The organism is Embleya sp. NPDC127516 (genome assembly GCF_044765325.1).
Lineage (GTDB): Bacteria > Actinomycetota > Actinomycetes > Streptomycetales > Streptomycetaceae > Embleya.
Window position 1 is genome coordinate 86,680 of sequence record NZ_JBIWJT010000003.1, and the last position, 20,580, is coordinate 107,259.

At 71.7% G+C, this 20,580-nt stretch carries 23 protein-coding genes; 12 read left to right on the forward strand and 11 right to left on the reverse strand.

The window, feature by feature from the left end; all coding sequences use genetic code 11:
- The first annotated feature begins 25 nt into the window (after positions 1-25).
- The 3 genes from ACIRL2_RS05605 to ACIRL2_RS05615 are packed head-to-tail and all read left to right on the forward strand — an operon-like array spanning position 26 to position 3,078.
- Entirely contained in the window at positions 26-1,342 is a 1,317-nt protein-coding gene (locus ACIRL2_RS05605) for an ABC transporter permease (RefSeq protein WP_395866466.1), read from the forward strand.
- 5 nt (positions 1,343-1,347) lie between these two features.
- Positions 1,348-1,737: a cytidine deaminase gene (locus tag ACIRL2_RS05610; RefSeq protein ID WP_395866464.1), complete on the forward strand. Its 390-nt coding sequence runs from the start codon at positions 1,348-1,350 to the stop codon at positions 1,735-1,737.
- 54 nt (positions 1,738-1,791) lie between these two features.
- The gene (locus tag ACIRL2_RS05615; protein WP_395866462.1) at positions 1,792-3,078 is read left to right on the forward strand and encodes a thymidine phosphorylase; all 1,287 of its coding nucleotides are present in this window, start codon (positions 1,792-1,794) and stop codon (positions 3,076-3,078) included.
- Between the two features lie 166 nt (positions 3,079-3,244).
- Here ACIRL2_RS05615 and ACIRL2_RS05620 read toward each other — a convergent pair whose 3' ends face one another.
- Positions 3,245-3,958 carry a nitroreductase family protein gene (locus tag ACIRL2_RS05620; RefSeq protein ID WP_402230366.1) on the reverse strand — a complete coding sequence of 238 codons (714 nt, stop codon included), beginning with the start codon at positions 3,956-3,958 and terminating at the stop codon, positions 3,245-3,247.
- Positions 3,959-4,026: 68 nt separating this feature from the next.
- On the opposite strand from ACIRL2_RS05620, the gene ACIRL2_RS05625 reads away from it, so the two are divergent.
- Positions 4,027-4,425 carry a winged helix-turn-helix transcriptional regulator gene (locus ACIRL2_RS05625; RefSeq protein ID WP_395866458.1) on the forward strand — a complete coding sequence of 133 codons (399 nt, stop codon included), beginning with the start codon at positions 4,027-4,029 and terminating at the stop codon, positions 4,423-4,425.
- 9 nt (positions 4,426-4,434) lie between these two features.
- Here ACIRL2_RS05625 and ACIRL2_RS05630 read toward each other — a convergent pair whose 3' ends face one another.
- Together ACIRL2_RS05630 and ACIRL2_RS05635 are read right to left on the reverse strand one after the other, a co-directional pair.
- The gene (locus ACIRL2_RS05630; RefSeq protein WP_395866456.1) at positions 4,435-4,605 is read right to left on the reverse strand and encodes a hypothetical protein; all 171 of its coding nucleotides are present in this window, start codon (positions 4,603-4,605) and stop codon (positions 4,435-4,437) included.
- Between the two features lie 66 nt (positions 4,606-4,671).
- Positions 4,672-5,979, reverse strand: a complete 1,308-nt coding sequence (locus ACIRL2_RS05635) for an MFS transporter (RefSeq protein WP_395866454.1) — start codon at positions 5,977-5,979, stop codon at positions 4,672-4,674.
- Positions 5,980-6,042: 63 nt separating this feature from the next.
- Between ACIRL2_RS05635 and ACIRL2_RS05640 the strand changes: the two genes are divergently transcribed.
- From ACIRL2_RS05640 to ACIRL2_RS05650, 3 genes are all read left to right on the forward strand, one after another.
- On the forward strand, positions 6,043-7,017 hold the full coding sequence (locus ACIRL2_RS05640) for a LysR family transcriptional regulator (RefSeq protein ID WP_402230370.1): 975 nt from the start codon (positions 6,043-6,045) through the stop codon (positions 7,015-7,017).
- A 65-nt stretch (positions 7,018-7,082) separates the two neighbouring features.
- Complete coding sequence (locus tag ACIRL2_RS05645) at positions 7,083-8,216, forward strand: adenosine deaminase (protein WP_402230373.1); 1,134 nt, start codon at positions 7,083-7,085, stop codon at positions 8,214-8,216.
- 219 nt (positions 8,217-8,435) lie between these two features.
- The gene (locus ACIRL2_RS05650; protein WP_395866447.1) at positions 8,436-8,834 is read left to right on the forward strand and encodes a hypothetical protein; all 399 of its coding nucleotides are present in this window, start codon (positions 8,436-8,438) and stop codon (positions 8,832-8,834) included.
- Between the two features lie 215 nt (positions 8,835-9,049).
- On the opposite strand, the gene ACIRL2_RS05655 is transcribed toward ACIRL2_RS05650, so the two are convergent.
- The 5 genes from ACIRL2_RS05655 to ACIRL2_RS05675 all read right to left on the reverse strand — a co-directional run bounded on the left by ACIRL2_RS05655 (position 9,050) and on the right by ACIRL2_RS05675 (position 13,512).
- Positions 9,050-10,084 carry a trypsin-like serine peptidase gene (locus ACIRL2_RS05655; RefSeq protein WP_402230375.1) on the reverse strand — a complete coding sequence of 345 codons (1,035 nt, stop codon included), beginning with the start codon at positions 10,082-10,084 and terminating at the stop codon, positions 9,050-9,052.
- 134 nt (positions 10,085-10,218) lie between these two features.
- Positions 10,219-10,410, reverse strand: coding sequence for a PspC domain-containing protein (locus ACIRL2_RS05660; RefSeq protein WP_395866443.1), 192 nt, complete (start codon positions 10,408-10,410; stop codon positions 10,219-10,221).
- A 101-nt stretch (positions 10,411-10,511) separates the two neighbouring features.
- Positions 10,512-11,162, reverse strand: a complete 651-nt coding sequence (locus ACIRL2_RS05665) for a hypothetical protein (RefSeq protein WP_395866441.1) — start codon at positions 11,160-11,162, stop codon at positions 10,512-10,514.
- Positions 11,163-11,185: 23 nt separating this feature from the next.
- A complete protein-coding gene (locus ACIRL2_RS05670) occupies positions 11,186-12,838 on the reverse strand; it encodes an ATP-binding protein (RefSeq protein WP_395866439.1) in 1,653 nt (550 codons plus the stop codon).
- On the reverse strand, positions 12,835-13,512 hold the full coding sequence (locus ACIRL2_RS05675; protein ID WP_174861367.1) for a response regulator transcription factor: 678 nt from the start codon (positions 13,510-13,512) through the stop codon (positions 12,835-12,837). The genes ACIRL2_RS05670 and ACIRL2_RS05675 overlap by 4 nt, the downstream gene beginning before the upstream one ends.
- Positions 13,513-13,678: 166 nt before the next feature.
- Here ACIRL2_RS05675 and ACIRL2_RS05680 point away from each other — a divergent pair, with 166 nt between their 5' ends.
- The 5 genes from ACIRL2_RS05680 to ACIRL2_RS05700 all read left to right on the forward strand — a co-directional run bounded on the left by ACIRL2_RS05680 (position 13,679) and on the right by ACIRL2_RS05700 (position 17,191).
- Positions 13,679-14,302 (forward strand): SigE family RNA polymerase sigma factor, encoded by a 624-nt coding sequence (locus ACIRL2_RS05680; protein ID WP_395866437.1) that lies wholly within the window; start codon positions 13,679-13,681, stop codon positions 14,300-14,302.
- A gap of 321 nt (positions 14,303-14,623) precedes the next feature.
- On the forward strand, positions 14,624-14,956 hold the full coding sequence (locus tag ACIRL2_RS05685; RefSeq protein ID WP_395866435.1) for a hypothetical protein: 333 nt from the start codon (positions 14,624-14,626) through the stop codon (positions 14,954-14,956).
- A gap of 98 nt (positions 14,957-15,054) precedes the next feature.
- A complete protein-coding gene (locus ACIRL2_RS05690; protein ID WP_395866433.1) occupies positions 15,055-15,885 on the forward strand; it encodes a hypothetical protein in 831 nt (276 codons plus the stop codon).
- A complete protein-coding gene (locus ACIRL2_RS05695) occupies positions 15,882-16,904 on the forward strand; it encodes an endonuclease/exonuclease/phosphatase family protein (RefSeq protein ID WP_402230379.1) in 1,023 nt (340 codons plus the stop codon). The genes ACIRL2_RS05690 and ACIRL2_RS05695 overlap by 4 nt, the downstream gene beginning before the upstream one ends.
- A 149-nt stretch (positions 16,905-17,053) precedes the next feature.
- Positions 17,054-17,191, forward strand: a complete 138-nt coding sequence (locus ACIRL2_RS05700; RefSeq protein ID WP_395866429.1) for a hypothetical protein — start codon at positions 17,054-17,056, stop codon at positions 17,189-17,191.
- A gap of 68 nt (positions 17,192-17,259) precedes the next feature.
- Here ACIRL2_RS05700 and ACIRL2_RS05705 read toward each other — a convergent pair whose 3' ends face one another.
- From ACIRL2_RS05705 to deoC, 3 genes are read right to left on the reverse strand one after another with little or no spacing between them, the layout of a single operon-like run.
- Entirely contained in the window at positions 17,260-18,138 is an 879-nt protein-coding gene (locus ACIRL2_RS05705) for an aldehyde dehydrogenase family protein (RefSeq protein ID WP_395866427.1), read from the reverse strand.
- Positions 18,131-19,567, reverse strand: coding sequence for an aldehyde dehydrogenase family protein (locus ACIRL2_RS05710; protein WP_402230382.1), 1,437 nt, complete (start codon positions 19,565-19,567; stop codon positions 18,131-18,133). Before ACIRL2_RS05710 ends, ACIRL2_RS05705 begins: the two co-directional genes overlap by 8 nt.
- A 5-nt stretch (positions 19,568-19,572) precedes the next feature.
- Entirely contained in the window at positions 19,573-20,547 is a 975-nt protein-coding gene (deoC, locus tag ACIRL2_RS05715; protein ID WP_395866533.1) for a deoxyribose-phosphate aldolase, read from the reverse strand.
- Between the last annotated feature and the right edge of the window lie 33 nt (positions 20,548-20,580).

Consider the following 20,580-nt stretch of genomic DNA (forward strand, 5'->3'; position numbering starts at 1 on the left):
GCGGAACCCTGAAGGAGGCACGCAGGTGGCGGACACCGTGATCGCCCCCCACGTGGAGGCACCGGTGAACCCCACCGGCGAGGCCGCCGACGTGGTGCGGGCCGCGGCTCGCAAGAAGGCCCTGATCACGGGCATCGGCTTCGTCCTGGTCGGGCTGTACGCGCTGTGGGCGTTCGGCTTCGGTACCAAGAGCGGCGTCGACGCGGTCTTCGGGATGAACGTGCCCAACCGCGACACCACCGAGGTCGGCGACCTGTCGCTGCCCGCGCGGGCCGTCGCGATCGCGATGTCCGTGGTGTGCATGATCGCGGGCGGGCTGCGGATCGCGCTGGATCGCTCGCGCCTGGCGATCCGCCTGAGCATCGCGCTGTTCCTGGTCGCGTTCGTGATCGCGTTCCTCGTGTGGGCGGTCGCGGGCAAGCAGATGTCCTTCGCCGGCGCCCTGCAGAACACGCTGCTGGCCGCCGTGCCGCTCGTGCTCGGCGCGCTCGCGGGCGTGATCGGCGAGCGCTCCGGCGTGGTCAACATCGCCATCGACGGTCAGTTCCTGTTCGGCGCGTTCGCCGCCGCGCTCACCGCCTCGGTCACCGGGTCGCTGTGGGCGGGGCTGGCCGCGGGCGCCGTGGCCGGTGGGCTGATCGGCGCCCTGCTCGCGGTCTTCGCGGTGCGCTACCTGGTCGAGCAGGTCGTCCTCGGTGTGGTGATCAACCTGCTGGTCACCGGCATCACCGGCTTCCTGTACACGCAGCTCCTGCAGAAGGACCCCGAGGGTTACAACAACCCGGGCGTGTTCGAGAACATCCGGATCCCCGGCCTCGCCGACATCCCGGTGATCGGCCCGGTGCTGTTCGACGTCAACATCATCGTGTACCTGATGTACGCGCTGGTCGTGATCGTGCAGCTCGGCCTGTTCCACACCCGCTGGGGTCTGCGGGCCCGCGCGGTGGGCGAGCACCCGACGGCGGCGGACACGGTGGGCATCAAGGTCAACGCGACGCGCTACCGCAACGTGATGATGGCGGGCCTGATCGCCGGCATCGGCGGCGCGTTCCTGACCATCGGCACGGTGGGCACGTTCTCGAAGGACATGACCTCGGGCGCGGGCTACATCGCGCTCGCGGCGGTCATCTTCGGGCGCTGGCGTCCGCTGGGCGCGGTGGCCGCGGCGCTGCTGTTCGGCTTCACGAGCGCGCTGGCCACGTCGTTGCAGCCGCTGAACACGTCGATCCCGAGCCAGTTCCTGCAGATGATGCCGTACGTCGTGACGATCTTCGCGGTGGCCGGTCTGGTCGGCAAGGTGCGCGCGCCCGCGGCGGCCAACAAGCCCTACACGAAGGGCTGACGGGGGTGCCGGAGATTGATTGGCGCGCGCTGCGGGACGCGGCGACCGCGGCGATGCGGGGTGCGTACGCGCCGTACTCGAAGTATCCGGTCGGCGCCTCGGCGCTGGTGGACGACGGCCGGATCGTGTCCGGGTGCAATGTGGAGAACGCGTCGTACGGTCTCACGTTGTGCGCGGAGTGCGGCCTGGTGTCCGCGCTGCACGCGAGCGGCGGCGGCAGGCTCGTGGCGTTTTGCTGCGTGGACAGCGAGGGCGCGGTCCTGATGCCGTGCGGGCGCTGCCGACAACTGCTGTGGGAGCACGGCGGCGCCGAGATGTTGTTGGAAACCAAGCACGGGGTACGGCCGTTGCGGGAGATCCTGCCGGATGCCTTCGGGCCCGACGATCTTCGCTAGCACGAGCTCGTGACCCGAACAGGTCGCCTCGGCGGCCAAGAGAGAACGGACAGCATGGACGCGATTTCGGTCATCCGTACGAAGCGGGACCGCGGTGAACTGACGGCGGCTCAGATCGACTGGGTGGTCGATGCGTACACGCGCGGCGAGGTCGCGGACGAGCAGATGTCCGCGCTCGCGATGGCCATCCTGCTCAACGGCATGAACGCGACCGAGATCAGCCGCTGGACCGAGGCGATGATCGCCTCGGGCGAGCGGATGGACTTCTCGGGGCTGTCCCGGCCGACCGCGGACAAGCACTCGACCGGTGGCGTCGGCGACAAGATCACCCTGCCGCTCGCGCCGCTGGTCGCCGCGTGCGGCGTCGCCGTCCCGCAGTTGTCGGGGCGCGGGCTGGGCCACACCGGCGGAACGCTGGACAAGCTGGAGGCCGTGCCCGGGTGGCGTGCGGCGCTGTCCAACGACGCGATGATGCGCGTGCTCGAGGACGTCGGCGCGGTGATATGCGCGGCGGGCGACGGTCTCGCTCCGGCGGACAAGAAGCTGTACGCGCTGCGCGACGTGACCGGCACGGTCGAGGCCATACCGCTGATCGCCAGCTCGATCATGAGCAAGAAGATCGCCGAGGGCACCGGGGCGCTGGTGCTCGACGTCAAGGTCGGCTCCGGCGCGTTCATGAAGGACCTGGCCGACGCGCGCGAACTGGCGCGCACCATGGTCCGGCTGGGTGTGGACCACGGGGTCAAGACGGTCGCGCTGCTGACCGACATGTCCACCCCGTTGGGGCTGACCGCGGGCAACGCGCTGGAGGTCCGCGAGTCGGTCGAGGTGCTCGAGGGCGGCGGTCCGGCGGACGTGGTCGAGCTGACCCTCGCGCTCGCGCGCGAGATGCTCGCGGCGGCCGGGCAGACCCGGATCGACCCGGCGGACGCGCTGCGCGACGGCTCCGCGATGGACGTGTGGCGCCGGATGATCCAGGCCCAGGGCGGCGACCCGGACGCGAAGCTGCCGGTGGCGCGCGAGACCCAGGTGGTCACCGCGGCCTCGTCCGGCGTGCTGACCCGGATGGACGCCTACGAGGTCGGCGTCGCGGCCTGGCGCCTGGGCGCGGGCCGGGCCCGCAAGGAGGAGCGGGTCCAGGCCGGCGCGGGCGTCGAACTGCACGCCAAGCCGGGCGACATGGTCACCGCCGGGCAGCCGCTGATGACTCTGCACACGGACACGCCGGAGCGGTTCGACTACGCCAGCGAGATCCTCGCCGACGCGGTCACGATCGCGCCGGCCGGCACCGCCTTCGAGGCCACCCCGATCCTGATCGACCGGATCGGCCCGACGGCCTGACGCTCCCCCGCGCACGACGAGGCCCTCGACTCCCGACCGGGAGCCGAGGGCCCGTTCGTGTACGGGCAGGCTCGCGTCCGGCAGCCGTCCGCGCGGCACCCGGGGCACGACACATCGGTCCTCCCGCGCGCCGACGGACCCGCCGAGATCCCGGGACGGATCCCGGTCACGACCCCGCGGCGCCGTATCGGCCGTGGAAGACGTTGCGCTCCAGGGCCCGGCGCCCGGGATGGCGCCGCTCCTCGGCCGGTCGGCCGACGGCGACGATCAGCGCGATCGCCAGGTCGTCGCGGTCCGCGACGCCGATCGCCCGTTTGACCAGGTCCTCGTCCCAGCCGTTCATCGGCGACGTGGCCAGACCCAGTTCGGTCGCGGCGAGCATGACGTACGTGGCGGCGATCATCGCGTCCTTGACCGCGTACTCGCGCAACAACCCGCGCGCCGCCAGGCCTTGCTGGAACTCCTGGGAGGCGGCCGCGAACATGGTCACGAACTCCTCGCTCCAGGCGCCGTTGCGGCGTGCCGACGCGTACACGTCGGCACGCTCCTCGCGCCAGGCCTGCGGCTCGGCGACGAAGACCAGCAGGACCGGCGCCTCCAGGGCCTGCGGTTGGCCGCCGGTGGCCTCGATCAGGCCCGCGCGGCCCACGTCGTCGGTGACCACCACGATCGAACGGTCCTGGAGGTTCCAGCTCGTGGGGGCCTCGACGGCGAGTTCGAGCAGCGTGCGCAGGGTTTCGGCGGGGACCGGCTCGGGGCGGTAGTGGCGGACGGTGCGGCGGGTGCGGATGGCCTCGGCCACCGAGTGGGCCCGGATCGAAGTGCCGTTGCCCAACCCGTGGTCGGCCGGTGTGCGGGTGTTCGACGTGTGGTTGCTCATGGCCACAATTCTTGGAGAGTCACTCTCCAGAAGGAAGTAGGCACTAATTGGTGCGCTACTCTCCTCTCATGGTGACCATCGTCGAATCGGTCGGCCTCCCCGCCGACGTCTACAGCGCCAAGTGCGCGACGCGTCAGGTGCTGGACCACATCGCCGGCAAGTGGACGGTGCTGATCGTGGACGCGCTGCGGGACGGCACGATGCGGTACACGGACCTGAGCCGGCGGATCGAGGGGGTGTCGCAGAAGATGCTCACGCAGACCCTGCGCAGCCTGGAGACGGACGGCTTCGTGCTGCGTACGGTGACCCCGACCATCCCGCCCCGGGTGGACTACGAACTCACCGAGCTCGGCCGCAGCCTGGGCGGGCCGATCCGCGCGCTGCGCGAGTGGACCGAGACGCACATCAACGAGATCGAGCGGGCCAGGATCGTGACCGCCGAGCGCAAGGCGGCCCAGGGCTACTGACCGCGTCGGTCACAATGCCCGCAGGAGCAGCGCGGTGATCGCCACGGCCGAGGCGAGGATCACGAACAGGCAGCCGAGCAGCGCGCAGCCCGCGCGCACGGTGTGCGGTCGGTACACCCGGCCGAAGTCGTCGCGGTCGCCCGGGCGGGGTCCCGGGGACGGGTCGTGCCGCTCGTCCATGGCGCCCCGGCATGCCAAAGCCGGCGGAGGGCCCGATCGGGCCCTCCGCCGGCCTGTGCGCACCGTTCAGGCGGTGGAGCGCACGTGTTGCGCGCGGGGCCGCCGCCGGATCGCCGCGGACGCCGTCGCCGCGCCGGTCACCCGGCCGTTGAGCCCGAAGGCCACCCACCCCGCCGCCGCCATCAGCACCAGCACGAGGAGCACCGCGCCCGCCCAGCCATGACCGTGGAAGGCGACGCCGCCGATCGGTCCGCCCACGCTCGCGCCGAGGTAGTAGGCCGCCAGGTACAGCGCGGACGCCTGCGCGCGGCCCTCGGTGACCCGCAGGCCCACCGCCGAACTGGCCGCCGAGTGGCCCGCGAAGAAACCCGCCGTGAGCACGATCAGGCCCACCACGACCAGCGCCAGGTTGTCCGGCAGGGTCAGCAGCGCGCCCGCGGCGGTGATCGCCGCCGCGGCCCACAACGTCGCGCGGTGCCCGATCCGGCCGACCAGTCGACCCGACGCGGCCGAACTGAAGGTGCCCGCCAGGTAGATCACGAAGATCGCGCCGACCACCGTCTGCGGCAGCCCGAACGGCTCGGCGAGCAGCCGGTAGCCGAGGTAGTTGTAGACCGTGCCGAACGCCGCCATGAAGACCATGCCGAGCAGGTACAGCCGGCGCAGCACCGGATCGGCCAGGTGCGAGCGCAGCACGCCGGTGAGTTGCCGGGCGGTCATGGTCGAGGGGGTGAAGTTGCGCGACGGCGGCAGCAATACCCGGAAGGCGACCGCCGACCCGAGCGCCAGCAGGCCGACAGCCACCAGCGCGACCCGCCACCCGCCCAGGTCCGAGGCCAGGCCGGTGACCAGTCGGCCGCCCATGCCGCCGATGCTGTTGCCCGCCACGTACAAGCCCATCGCCGAGCCGAGCGAGGGGCCGTCGACCTCTTCGGCGAGGTAGGCCATCGCGGTCGCGGGCAACCCGGCCAGCGCCACGCCCTGCACCGCGCGCAGCGCCACCAGGGTGCCGAAGTCCGGTGCGAACGCGGCCAGTACGCCCAGCAGGGCCGCGCCGAACACGGAGATCGTCATCACCCGGGAGCGGCCCCACCGCTCGGACAACATGCTCACCGGGATCACCGCCAGGGCCAGTGCGCCGGTGGTCACCGACACGGACAGGCTGGCCGTCGCGGGGTCCAGGTGGAACCCGTCGGACAACTCCGGCAGCAGCGTCTGGGTGGCGTAGAGCATCGCGAAGGTCGAACAGCCCGCGGCGAACAGTGCCAGGTTGACCCGACGGTAGGCGCGCGAGCCGCGCGTGTGCCGGACGGGAGCGGCGGTGATCGGGTCGGTGGTTGGGGCGGGGTCCGAAGCACTGTTCGATGCGGGCATGTGTACGAAACTAGGCCGCGTCGTTTCATGCGTCCAATGCATGTTTAGGCCACAATCCATGCTGTGTCGTATGACAGCAGATCAGCCGAGGTTTCCGCGGCCATCGCCCCGCTCCTGACGCAATTCGCCGCGGTCGCACGCGAGGAGCACATCACGCGGGCCGCCGCCGGGCTGGGTGTTCCGCAGCCCACGCTCAGTCGCACGATGGCCCGACTGGAGGCCGACGTGGGTGTCCCGCTGCTGGCCCGGACCGGGCGCGGGGTCGTGCTCACCCGGCAGGGTCACACCCTGCTCGGCTACGTGGAACAGGCGCTCGCGCTGCTGGAGCGCGGGCTGGACGAGGTGATCGAGGACGCGGGTGGGGCGCGCGGCAAGGTCGCGTTCGGGTTCCTGCACACGATGGGCCCCGAGGCGGTGCCCGGCCTGCTGCGCGCCTTTCGGGTACACCACCCCGGAATCCGGTTCCAGTTGGTCCAGGACTCCGCCTCGGCGATGTTGGAGCGGATGCGGGCCGGCGAACTCGACCTGTGCCTGACCGCGCCGCTGCCGGACGCGCCGGACCTGGCCGTGCGCGCGCTGGACGATCAGCGGCTCTACCTGGTGGTGCCGGCCGACCATCGGCTCGCGCACCGCCGCCGGGTGCGGTTGGCCGAGGCGGCCGAGGAGGTGTTCGTGTGCATGGAGCCGGGCTACGGGATGCGCCGGATCACCGACGCGCTGTTCGCCGAGGCGGGGTTCGTGCCCAGGATCGCCTTCGAGGGCGAGGAGGCCGAGACGTTGCGCGGCCTGGTCGCGGCGGGCCTGGGCGTGTCGCTGCTGCCCGCCCCCGACGCCCCGCGCCCGGGCACCGTACACCTGGCCGTCACCGCCCCCCGGGCCTTCCGCACGATCGGCCTCGCCTGGATGCCGGCCCGCCCCGAAACCACCCCCGTACGCCTGTTCCGCGAATTCGCCCTCGGCCGCCGCGGCCATCTCCTGCACCCCGAGCATGCCCAGCCCACCCCTCGCGACCCGGCGCCGCCACAAGCCGCCCGGTAGGCCACCCGCAAAGCCGGCCCGAGGAAGAGCAGATGATCTACGCGCGTAGGCAGTAAAGTCCTTTCATGTACAGCAGTCACCCGAACACGCCCGCTGCCTCGCCCACGGTCGAGCAGATCCGGCGCGCACCCAAAGTCCTGCTCCACGACCACCTCGACGGTGGGCTCCGCCCCGCCACGATCATCGAACTCGCCGAGGCAATCGGATACGACCGCCTCCCCGACACCGACCCCGAGGCGCTCGGCACGTGGTTCCGCGAGGCAGCCGACTCCGGCTCGCTGGAGCGCTACCTGGAGACCTTCGACCACACCGTGGCGGTGATGCAGACCCGCGAGGGCCTGTTCCGGGTCGCCGCCGAATGCGCCGAGGACCTCGCCGCCGACGGTGTCGTCTACGCCGAGATCCGCTACGCCCCCGAACAACACCTGGAAGCCGGCCTGACCCTGGACCAGGTGGTCGAGGCGGTCGAGGCGGGTTTCCGCGAGGGCGAGCGCCGCGCGGCCGAGGCGGGCAACCGGATCAAGGTCGGCGCGCTGCTCACCGCGATGCGGCACGCGGCCCGCTCGCTGGAGATCGCCGAACTCACCAACCGGCACCGCGACATGGGCGTGGTCGGCTTCGACATCGCCGGCGCCGAGGCGGGCTTCCCGCCCACGCGCCACCTGGACGCGTTCGAGTACCTCAAGCGGGAGAACAACCACTTCACCATCCACGCCGGCGAGGCGTTCGGCCTGCCGTCGATCTGGCAGGCGCTCCAGTGGTGCGGCGCGGACCGCCTGGGCCACGGCGTGCGGATCATCGACGACATCACGGTCAAGGACGACGGCGGTGTCGAACTCGGCCGGCTCGCCGCATACGTGCGCGACAAGCGCATCCCGCTGGAGATGTGCCCGACCTCGAATCTGCAGACCGGCGCCGCCACGTCCTACGCGGATCACCCGATCGGCCTACTGCGCCGACTCTATTTTCGGGTGACCGTGAACACTGACAACCGTTTGATGAGCGGTACGTCGATGACCCGGGAGTTCGAGCACCTCGTCGAGGCGTTCGGCTACGGCTTGGACGACCTGGCCTGGTTCACCGTGAACGCGATGAAGAGCGCCTTCCTGCCCTTCGACGAGCGGCTCGCGATGATCAACGAGGTGATCAAGCCCGGCTATGCCGCGCTCAAGTCGGAATGGCTTTTCGGTCGGAACTGACCTTTCGTGGGTGCGCCCGACCGATTAAGACCGATTCAGACAGATTCGGACCGGTTCGGATCGCGGGCGCACCCCGAGGCCCCTCCGGGTTCGGGTGAACGGTCCGGCCCGGCTCGAAGGGGATGTTTTGCGCATTCCGCGTCCGATTCGCTACGTTGCGGTCTCACTTCGTAACGGGGTGTGTCTCGCCCCGCCCGAATCGAGAAACCGAGGATGCACATGCGATCGGTAACGCGTAAGGCGGCCATCACGGCCGGGCTCGGCGCGGCAATGGCAGCGGGCGCCGCAGGCTCCGCGAGCGCCATGCCGGTGACCGACCTGGTCGAGGGACTGGCCCCGGCCGCCGCAACGGCCCAGGCGGCCCTGCCGGATGCCGCCGCGCCGTTCCCGCTGTCCCAGGTCACCGACCAGCTCCCCGTCGGCGAGGTGCTCACCCCGGGCCACACGGCCGGGACCATGGCCCGCAGCATGGAGCAGGGTATGACCGGCTTCGCCGCGCAGGGCGCCCCGGCCAAGGGCGGCCTGGGCTCGCCGCTCAACACGCTGCCGACGGGCGAGTCCTCGCCGCTTGGTGGTACGCCGCTCGGGGACCTGCCGCTGGGTGGCCTTTCTCTCTGACACCCGCATCGGGTTCCGCACCTGCCGCCGGGCCGGGTCGTCGGCGCGGAACCGGTCGGTCCTGTCGTGCCACGGGCCGTGTCCATCGCGCGTCGATCCTGCGCGAGGACACGGCTTCGTCGCGCCGCACGCACGGCGTCGCCGCGCCCGCACGGCTTCGGCCCGCCGGCCCCGCCCCCTCACCCGCCGCCGACCCGTCACCGGCCGGCGACCCGTCACAGCGAGTCGTACATGTCCTTCGCCACATCGCCCAGATACGGCCCCGTCATGGTGCGCGAGTTCCGCGTGGTCACCCCCAGCGAGACGTTGCTCACCAGGTAACTTCGCCCGTCCACCTCGGCGAACCAGCCGCCGCCGGAGGACCCGCCGGTCATCGTGCAGCCCATCCACAACATGTCCGGCTGCGGCCAGCCGTCCTCACGGAAGTCCGTGGTCGGCGACGAGCACGTGTAGAGCGCGGTGCCGTCGTAGGGCGTGTCCCCCGGGTAGCCGAACGACTGCACGCGAAGGTGTCGCGGCGCGTTCCAGAGCACGTCCGCGCCCGCCCCCGCCGTGTCCTCCAGAGTGCGCCCGCCGCGCGAGTCGACGATGAAGGCGCCGTAGTCGAACGGTGACGCGCTCGCGTCCCTGCCGCCCGGATCGGCGTTCTGCGCCCACTGGTTGCTCACCGTGATCCGCCGGGCCGGCCACCGTCCGTACGGTTCGCGCTCCGCCGGGGTGCGACCCGCGCCGTTGTACGCGGGCACGAAGGTGACCCTGTCGTAGAAGTCCCCGTCCCGGCCACCGTGCAGACAGTGCGCCGCCGTCCACACCATGTTGCCGGTGGAGTGGTGCACGACCGTGCCGCTGCACTCGGCGACGCCCTCCGGCGTCCGGAAGAAGATCTTGCCCCGGATCGCCGTGTCGGGCTCGGTGTACGGCGGGGTCACCCGGCGCGCCTGGATCGTCGGCGGTTGGCGGTAGTCCGCCTCGGGCTGCTGCTGCTCCTGGTCGGGCAACTGCGGCGGCTGTTGGTCGGGCGAGATCTCCGCGCCCCGGGGCTTGGCCTCGTCCTGCCGGTCCTGGTCCCAGAACCCCCGGGTGTCCTCGACGTCCCTGTCGCTGTACTGCTTCGAGTTCATCGCCTGGGTGCGCCCGGCCTCGACCGCCAGCGTGCCGCTGAGCACCAGCCCGACCAGGGTCACCAGGACGCCGGCGAACACCGACATCGTGATGATGAGGTTCTTGTTGTGCGTGCTTCCCGGTTGCATGTCCCCGCCCCCCGACCGAGCGCACGGCCCGGAACCCTCCGGTCCCGCGAGACCACTCGATCGAACCGCCTACCCATCCGTTGATCGGATGATAGGCGCCGATGCGGTCGGGCCGTTGCCCCGTCCCGCCCGGCTCAGTCCTGGGGCAGCAGGATCCACAGCGCGATGTACAGCAGGAACTGCGGGCCCGGCAGCAGGCAGGAGAGCACGAACACCACGCGGACGGTGGTGACGGACCAGCCGTAGCGGCGGGCGATGCCGGCGCAGACGCCGGCGATCCGGCGGCCGTGACGCGGGCGACTGAGGGTCGCGGTGCTCATGGTCATGGCGGTTCCTCCTCGATGCGGCGGCGCCTGACGCGGCGTCGTCGTACTTCGAAGGTAGGACGATTCGGACCCGGCCACATCCATCGCAGGACCCGCCTTGCTCATCCGCCTTGGGGAGTAAGGGTCTTCCCGGAGGGGCGGGACTGCGGCCAGTCCTTGTCGAACGCCGACGGCGGACCGGAGGCCCGGGCGCCGGGGGACGGCGTGGCAGTGGTCTTGCGGCTGATGTCGAGGTAGTTCTCGCACCGGTAGCTCTCCGGCGGCGTGCGCCGACCCGCGAGCAGCACCGTGTCGCCGCCGGACGCGCTCTGCAGCGTGCAGACCACCTGCCCGAGCGCGATCGTGGCCAGCGCCGACAGCGGCGCGTCCAGCCGGAAGAGGGTGGGCGGGTCACCCTCGCGCCGGTCGGCCGCGATCAGGCCGCCGGCGGGCAGCGCGGTGGTGTACCCCTCCAACGCCTCGGCGTCGTTGGGGCCCAGGTGCAACTCCTCCAGGAGCTGGTTGACCTGGTCGGTGCGTGGCTTGTCCGGGACCGCCTCGGCGGGCCGCAGCACCAACCGCCCGCCCCGGGGCAGCGCCTGGAGCCGGTTGTCCTTCACCAGGTAGACGATGTGCCGCTCCGAGCCGGGCAGCCGGCTCTGCGCGGACGGCGCCGTACGATTGGCCGGCTTCCCGGCCCCCACCGGTCCCTCGGTCGGCCGGATCCCGCACGACGTGAGCGCGGCGAGCACCCCGGTCGTCGCGAAGATCACGATCGGAAGCCGCCGGCGGGGTCTCAACGCCTGTCTCCTCGCTCGTCGTGCGTGCCGGCACCGTTGCCGCCGAGGTCGGCGCCGGCGTGCTCCGGGTGCTCCGCGTTCTCGGCGTCCAGGTCGGCGTGCACACCGTCGTCCTCGACGCCCTCGTCCGGGTCGATTATCTCTTCGAGCTCGGGTGGCACCAGCGGCAGGCGCAGGGTGAACTTGGCACCGCCGCCCGGCATGTTCGACGCGTACGCGGTACCGCCGTGGATCCGCGCGTTCTCCATCACGATGGACAGTCCCAACCCGCTGCCCTCGGACCGCGCCCGCGAACTGTCCGCCTTGTAGAACCGGTCGAACACGTGCGGCAGTACGTCCTCGGGGATGCCCGGGCCGGTGTCGGAGACCTCGATCACGAGATCCTCCTCCGGACCGGCGAGCATTCCGGGTATCGCCACGCGCGGTTCGTGGTGGATCTCGACGGTCACCGGCGAGCCGCCGTGCCGCAACGCGTTGCCGACCAGGTTGGAGACCATGACGTCCAGTCTGCGCGGGTCCACCCGGGCCAGGATGCCCCGGGGTGCCCGAAGGTCCACCGCGTCCATCCAGGCGCGCGCGTCCAGGCACGCGGTGACCAGGTCGGTGATGTCCACCTCGTCCGCGACCAGCGCGGCGGTGCCCGCGTCGAAGCGGGACACCTCCATCAGGTCCTCGACCAGCGTGGCCAGCCGCTCGATCTCGGCGACCACCAACCGGGCGGCCGGCGCGCCCTGCTCGCCGAGGCTGTCCGCCTCCTCCTCGAGCAACTCGCTGACCGCGGTCATCGCCGCCAACGGGGTGCGCAGTTCGTGCGAGACGTCCGCGACGAAGCGGCGCGAGGACGACTCCAGCGCGCGCAACTCGGCGACGCTGCGCTCCAGCTTCTCCGCCGCGTCGTTGAACGTCCGGGACAGGTCGGCGAGTTCGTCCGAGCCGCGCACGTCCAGCCGGGTGTCCAGGCGACCCGCGCCCAGCTCGCGCGCGGCGTGCCCGAGCCGGCGTACCGGGCGCAGGATGTGCCGCGCGGCGAACAGCGCGACCACCGCCGCCGCGCCCAGCGCCAGCAGGGTGCCCACGATCAGGTAGCGGGCCAGCGAGTTGAGGTCGGCCTGTTCGTCCTTGAGCGACTTGAACATGTAGCCGGTGGGCCCGTTGGGCACCACCTTGGTGCCGCCGACCAGGTAGGGCTGTCCCTCGATGTCGATCCGCTGGAAGTACATGTGGAAGCCGCCACCGCCGTCCGCGGTCTGCACCACGCGCTGCAGCTTCGCGGGCACCCGCTCCAGCGGGAACCGGGTCGGGTCGGAGGCGACCGGGCGGCCGTCGGTGCCGACCAGGACCACGGAGTAGCCGAAACTGCTCTCCCGCATCTGGTCGACGGCGGGCCCCAGATCGGCCTGGTCCGGGTGCTCCGGGAGACCCGCGGAGACTCGGCCGAGGTTGTCCCGGAACTCGGTGAGCACCGAGTCCTGCGCGCGCTCCAGCACGGCGGTCCGGGTCAGCCAGTAGGCGATGCCGGACGCGGCGACCGCGGCGATCAACGCGACCAGCGCGAAGGCGACGAGTACCCGGAACCGCAACGAGCGCAGCTTCAGGGTCGGGGCGACCCGGCGGACGATCCGGCGTACCAGCGGCGGCCGGCCCGTCACTGGGGCGGGTCGAGGCGGTAGCCGACGCCCCGGACGGTGCGGATCAGTGTCGGCGCGGACGGGGTCTGCTCCACCTTGGCGCGCAGTCGCTGGACGCACGCGTCCACCAGGCGCGAGTCGCCGAGGTAGTCGTGCTCCCACACCAGGCGCAACAACTGCTGCCGGGAGAGCGCCTGACCGGGCCGCCGGCTCAGCTCGACCAGGAGCCGCAGCTCGGTCGGGGTGAGCTGGAGCTCCTCGCCGGCCTTGGTCACCGTCATCGCGTTGCGGTCGACCACCAGGTCGCCGAACACCGACGCGTCGGACACCTCGCGCTCGCCGCGGCGCAACACCGCGCGGATGCGGGCGTCCAGCACGCGCGGCTGGACCGGCTTGACCACGTAGTCGTCGGCGCCGGACTCCAGGCCGACCACCACGTCGATGTCGTCGTTGCGCGCGGTGAGCAGGATGATCGGCAGCGAGTCGGTGCGGCGGATCCGCCGGCACACCTCGAAGCCGTCGATGCCCGGCAACATCACATCGAGCACGATCAGGTCGGGGCGCTGCTCGCGCCACCGTTCCAGGCCGGCCTCACCGGTGGCGGCGGTGACCACGCGATGGCCCTGGCGCCCCAGGGCGAGTTCGAGTCCGGTTCGTACGGACTCGTCATCCTCGATAAGCAGCAGGTAGGGCACGCAGGCCATTGTGTCTGACGTCACGGCTGGGAAGAACACGGGGAGGCCCCTTCCGGTTCGCCGCCCGAGGTCGCTGTTGCATACCTGTGACAGCTCGCCGACCTGACGATGAAGCCCGCCCAGCAGGCTGTACATCGTGAACGAGCGCCGAACCGGGGGAGAAGTCATGCAGTCCCAGACGCAGTCGCAGGGCATCCGCAAGGACAACCGCCGTACCGTCGTCGCCCTTGCCCCGCTGAACGGCAACGCGCGTAGTGCTTCGTGCACGGACAGTGTCGACGACGAATTCACCGCGTATGTCCGTGAGCGCCGGTCGGCGCTGTTCGCCACCGCGTACCACCTCACGGGTGACCGCAACGAGGCCGAGGACCTGTTGCAGAGCGCGTTGATGAGCACGTACCAGGCGTGGGGTCGGATCCAGGACAAGGCCGCGCTGGGCGGTTACCTGCGCCGCACGATGACCAACCTGCATATATCGGCCTGGCGTCGTCGCCGGATCAACGAGTACCCCTCGGAGGAGCTGCCCGAGCGTCCGGACGGTTCGGACTCGATGGGCGACACCGAGTTGCGTGCGGTGCTCTGGCGCGCGCTGGCCAAGCTGCCCGAGCCGCAGCGCACCATGCTGGTGCTGCGCTACTACGAGGGTCGCACCGACCCCGAGGTGGCCGAGGTGCTCGGATGCAGCGTCGGCACGGTCAAGTCGAGCATCTGGCGCGCGCTGCGCCGGCTGCGCGAGGACGACGCGCTGAGCTTCGGTGCCGACGAGGCGTTCGCCGAACTCGTCGCCTGAGCCCGGGACTTCGTCGCCCGAGCTGTGCCCGGTCGGCCGATCCCACTCGTGTTCGCGATCCGCGTGCGCCGTGCGCACTCGCTCGCCCACGTCTTTCTCTCGTGTCGCGGTATCCCTGTGCAGTTGTGCGTCGTACCGGTGTCGATGCGTCCCGGGCCGAAGGTGTGTCATCGGCAGGGACGGCGGATGGGGCTGTGACGGTTCCGTCGAATTGGGAGCGAATTCGGGACATCGGCGCACGGGGCGCCGAATTGCGCTCGACGTAGCCGAGTGGCTACGTTGCGTGGTCAATCTCCTAGTCGACTGGGAAGGGCCACCGCCATGTCCTCCGTTCTTCGCACCGTGCTCGCCGCCACATCCCTCGGCGCCGCCGCCGCGTTCGGCATCGCCGGGAGCGCCACGGCCGCGCCCGTCGCGCCCGACGAGATCTCCCGTACCGACGTGCCCGCGGCCGGCCAGGGCGCCGCCGCGGCGACCGGAGCCGTGCTCGGCGTCGTGGAGCGCGCGCAACTCAACCCGATGAACGGCGGCGGCCTGAACCCGCTGTCCAACAGCGTCGGCACCGACGTGGGTGACACGCCGGTCGGCACCAGCCTGGTCACCGGCGACCTCGCCGACGGGATGACCGTGCAGGAAGCGCTCGATCGGCTCTGAGCCGGCCGGCCACCGCACCCGGCGCCCGTCGGCGCCCTGCCGCGAGGCCCGTGCCCGTCTACCCTGAGCCGCGAACACGGCCACGGGGAGGCAGTCGGATGCGGCAGGAAACGGATCGTTTGCGGGAACCGGCGGCATGGGCGCTGGTCGGCTTCGTGGCACTGCAGTTGGCGGTCGACGCGTTGCGCGTCCTGTTCGGCGTGGGCTCGGGGGTGCACGGCTTCCGGGCGCGTGCCTACGGCGGTCAGTCCGCCCTGCTCGACGTGCTCACGCCGGTGCTGCTCGCAGGCGCGGTGCTGCTGGCGACCCATGCCGGCCGGCCCACGCCCAGGGCCCGGGTGATCACCCGTGTCGCGCTCGGAGTGCTCGCCGTACAGGGCGCCGTGGGACTTACCGCGGCGCTGGGCGGGCTCGCCTACGACGGCGGCGGGTTCGCCGACATACCGGCCGGGGCCCGGGTCGAACAGAGCGCGATCAACGTGGGTGTCCTGGTCATGTTCGCGCTGTGCGCCTGGTTCCTGATCGTGGTCCTGGGCGCGCCGGTCACGCCGACGGTCACCCGCGGCAAGTCGCTGCCGCATCAGGAGTGGCTCTCGCACGGGCGGGACGCGACGGGCGCCGGCCAACCGGTGAGCACGTCCGGGCAGTACCCGGCGTACTCCGGGACGGGCACCCGGTACGCCGGGTCCACCGGTGAACACGTCACCCCGACGGACGCGGACCGGACCCGGGCGAGGGGTTCCGAACCGAGTGCCGAGCCGGCGTCCACGCCGCCGCACGGCGCCGCGACCGGGCCACGGGCCGCCGTTTCCGAGACCGGCCCGCAGACCGTCGTCTCCGCGAGCACTCCGGGCACCGGCACCCCGGCCGTGCCGCCCCGGCCGGCCACTCCGCCGGCGCCACCCACACACGGAGGGACCCGGCCGTGACCGCCGAGGTCGAGACCGAGTCGGTGCGGGAGATCCCGCCGCCGCCTCGGCTGTGGCGGTTGCGCCGGCGCACCCGCACGTTCGGCCGCAGCGTGGTCGGCCTGATCTTCGCGGGCGCGGTGCTGGTGACGGGGGCGCGGCTGCTCGTGTTCGACGCGATGTGGCCGGTCGCACTCGTGACCGTCTTCGCCCCGTACGCGGCGGCGGCCTCGGTGCTCGTGCTGCTCGGGGCCGCGCTGCTGCGGATGCGGCTGACCCTGCTCGTCGCACTGGGTCTGGTGGTCGTCCACACCCTGTGGATGTTGCCGAGGCTGACCCCTGCCGATGCTCCCGCGCCCGGCGGCGCGCGGTTGCGTGTGATGACCTCGAACGCCTACTTCGGCAAGGCGGATCCGGTACGGATCACCGACCTGGTGCGCCGCGAGCGGGTGGACGTGCTGGCCGTGGAGGAGTTGACGCCCGAACTGGCGGCGGGCCTGGAGCGGGCCGGCCTCACCCGGGAACTCCCGTACTCGGCCGGGACCGGCGAGCCCGGCGCGGCCGGACTGGCGATCTACGCGCGCCGGCCGCTGACCGAGGAGCGGCTGTTGCCCGAGCGGACCACGATGCCGATGCCCGGCGCCACCGTGGAGGTGTCCGGGCGCCCGGTCCGGATCCAGGGCGTGCACACCATCCCGCCGATGCGCGGGCAGGCCGGGAAGTGGGCCCACGACATGGACGCGCTGCGCCGCGAGGCGGAGCGGCGCACCCTGCCCGCGATCTTCCTCGGCGACTTCAACGCGACCTCGGACAACGCCTCGTTCCGCGCGCTCACCGGCGCCGGGCTGCGGGACGCGCACGAGGAGCGCGGCCGGGTCCTGGCGCGCACCTGGCCGATGGCGTACTTCCACGGCTTGCCGCCGCTGTTCGGGATCGACCATGTGCTGGTCACGGGCGGGATCGAGGTGGTCTCGGTGTCCGAACACCGCGTGCCGCACACCGATCACGCCGCGGTGATCGCCGAGCTGTCGCTGCGCTGACCACTCGTCAAGATCCCGTCGGGAATGCCCTCACCCGCGTCGACGCCGCGTCAACAGGCCCGAGACGGTCGCCGCGCGCGGCCGGCGTCGAGTCTCGCAAGGCGGTTCGCCCGGCGACCGCACCTTCGCAACTGCGAGGATTCGATCGCATGTCCGCTCTGTTCGCCCTCTTCGCCGTCGTCGTGATCGTCCGCGTCCCGGCCACCTGGAAGCTCTCCACCCGGCGGCCCGCCGACGCGAAGGGCCCGGCGACGCAGACCCGCGCCGATCGCGTGCTCGCGGCCTGAAGACGCGAGGACCGTCACCCGCGTGGGTGACGGCCCTCGCGCTGTCGCCGCCCGGAGCGCTCCGGCGATCAGTGCCCGGTCGGGTGCCAGACCGTGCGGGTCTCGGTGAACGCCAGCATCCGACCCGTGCCCGGGTCCGCCGACCAGTCCGGCTCCTTGGCCTCGGGGCGCAACACGCGCTTGAGGTTGTCCGCCGCCGCGATCTCCAGGTCGCGCGCCGACGCGACTCCCGCGTCCGGCGCCACGCCGGTCAGGTCGATCGCGTTGACGTCCTGGTGGGACGCGAGCGTCGGGGCGATCTCCGCCGGGTGTCCGGTCAGGATGTTGATCACCCCGCCCGGCAGGTCGGACACCGCGAGCACCTCGGCGAAGGACAACGCGGGCAGCGCCGAGGCGCCGGCCGCGAGCACGACGGCGGTGTTGCCGGTGGCGATCACCGGCGCGACCGCGCTCGTCAGGCCCAGCAGCGACGAGCGCTGCGAGGCGATCACCGCGACCACGCCGGTGGGTTCGGGCGTGGACCAGTTCGCGAACGGACCCGCGACCGGGTTGGCGCCGCCCGCGACCTGTGCGAGCTTGTCGGTCCACCCGGCGTACCAGACCCAGCGGTCCACGGCCGCGTCCACCGACGCGAGCGCCTTGGTCCGGCCGATGCCCTCGGCCGCGGCGACCTCGGTCGCGAACTGCTCGCGCCGACCCTCCAGCATCTCGGCGATCCGGTACAGGATCTGACCCCGGTTGTAGGCGGTGGCGCCCGACCAGCCCGGGAATGCCTTGCGCGCCGCGACGACCGCGTCACGGGCGTCCTTGCGGCTGCCGCGCGGCGCGTTCGCCAGGGTCCGGCCCTTGCTGTCGGTCACCGCGTACACCCGCCCGCTCTCGGACCGGGGGAACTTGCCCCCGACGTACAGCTTGTAGGTCTTCAACACCTCAAGGCGCTCAGACATCGAGGTAGGCCTCCAGCCCGTGGCGGCCACCCTCGCGGCCGAAGCCCGACTCCTTGAACCCGCCGAACGGCGAGGCCGGGTCGAACTTGTTGAACGTGTTGGTCCACACGACGCCCGCCCGCAACCGCTGCGCGGTCCACAGGGCCTTGGCGCCCTTCTCCGTCCACACGCCGGCGGACAGGCCGTACGCGGAGTTGTTCGCCTTCTCCACCGCCTCGGCCGGGGTACGGAAGGTCTGCACGGTCAGCACCGGGCCGAAGATCTCGTCCCGGGCGATCCGGTGTGCCTGCGTGACGTTGGTGAACACCGTCGGCGGGAACCAGAAGCCCTTGCCGGGCAGCTCGCCGGCCAACGACCAGCGCTCGGCGCCCTCGGCCTCGCCCGCCGCGACCAGTTCCTGGATCCGGGAGAGTTGCGCTGCCGAGTTGATCGCGCCGACGTCGGTGTTCTTGTCCAGCGGGTCGCCCACGCGCAGCGTCTTGATCCGCCGGGTCAGGCTCGCCAGCAGCTCCTCGGCCACCGACTCCTGCACCAGCAGCCGCGAGCCGGCGCAGCAGACCTGGCCGCCGTTGAAGAAGATGCCCTCGACGATGCCGTCCACGGCGGAGTCGATCGCGGCGTCGTCGTAGACGATGTTGGCTGCCTTGCCGCCGAGTTCGAGGGTGACCCGCTTGCGGGTGCCCGCGATGGTGCGGGCGATCTCCTTGCCCACGGCGGTCGAGCCGGTGAACGCGACCTTGTCCACGTCCGGGTGCGCGATCAGCGCGCGACCGGTCTCGCCGGCGCCGGTGACGATGTTCAGCACACCGTCCGGCAGCCCGGCCTCGACGCAGATCTCGGCGAATCGCAGCGCGGTCAGCGGCGTGCTCTCGGCCGGCTTGAGCACCACGGTGTTGCCGCCCGCGAGGGCCGGCGCCACCTTCCAGGCCAGCATCAGCAGCGGGAAGTTCCACGGGATGACCTGACCGGCCACACCGATCGGCTTCGGGTCGGACCCGAAGCCGGCGTGCGCGAGCTTGTCGGCCCACCCCGCGTAGTGGAAGAAGTGCGCCGCGACCAGCGGGATGTCCACGTCGCGCGACTCGCGGATCGGCTTGCCGTTGTCGATCGACTCCAGGACCGCGAGTTCGCGCCCGTGCTCCTGGATCAGCCGAGCGATCCGGAACAGGTACTTGGCCCGCTCCGCGCCGGGCAGCGCCGACCACGACTTGAACGCCTTGCGCGCGGCCTTGACCGCGCGGTCCACGTCCGCCTCGCCGCCGACCGCGATCTCGGCCAGCACCTCCTCGGTCGCCGGGTTCACCGTCTTGAGCCGACCGCCGTCCGCCGCGTCGGCGAACTTTCCGTCGATGAACAGCCCGTACGCCGGGGCGACGTCGACGATCGCGCGCGACTCGGGCGCGGGCGCGTACTCGAATGGGTTGCCCATGGCTGTCAGTCCACCGTCACGTAGTCGGGGCCGGAGTAGCGGCCCGTGGCCAGCTTCTGGCGCTGCATCAGGAGGTCGTTGAGCAGGCTGGAGGCACCGAGCCGGAACCAGTCGGGGTCCAGCCAGTCCGAGCCCACCGTCTCGTTGACCAGCACGAGGTACTTCATCGCGTCCTTGGTGGTGCGGATCCCACCGGCCGGCTTGACGCCGACCTGCGTACCGGTGGCCTCGCGGAAGTCGCGGACCGCCTGGAGCATCACCAGCGTCACCGGCAGTGTCGCGTTGACCGCGACCTTGCCCGTGGACGTCTTGATGAAGTCGGCACCCGCGAGCATCGCGAGCCACGACGCGCGGCGGACGTTGTCGTACGTCGACAGTTCACCGGTCTCCAGGATCACCTTGAGGTGGGCACTGCCCCCACCGGCGGCGGCGCCGCGGGCGCACGCCGCCTTGACCGCGACGATCTCGTCGAAGACTGCCCGGTAGCGACCGGACAGGAACGCGCCCCGGTCGATGACCATGTCGATCTCGTCGGCGCCGGCGGCCACCGCGTGGGCGACGTCGGCCAGCTTCACGTCGAGTGCGGCGCGTCCGGAGGGGAACGCGGTCGCGACGGCCGCGACATGCACTCCCGAATCGCCGAGCGCGGCCCTGGCCTCGGCGACCAGGTCGCCGTAGACGCAGATCGCGGCGGGCCGGGGCGCGTCCGGTGCGCCCGGGTCCGGATGCAGCGCCTTCGCGCACAGGGCCCGGACCTTGCCCGGGGTGTCGGCACCTTCCAGTGTGGTCAGGTCGATCATCTTGATGGCGAGGTCGATCGCGGCGACCTTGGCCTCGTTCTTGATCGAGCGGGTGGCGAGCATTGCTGCCCGCGCTTCGGTCCCGACCCTGTCGACGCCGGGAAGCCCGTGCAGAAAGCGTCGAAGGGCCGCTTCGGACGAGGTGACCTCGGCCGGGTCGGCGAGAATTGCAGACGGCATGCTCACAAGACGAGCATATCTACTCGCGTAGCG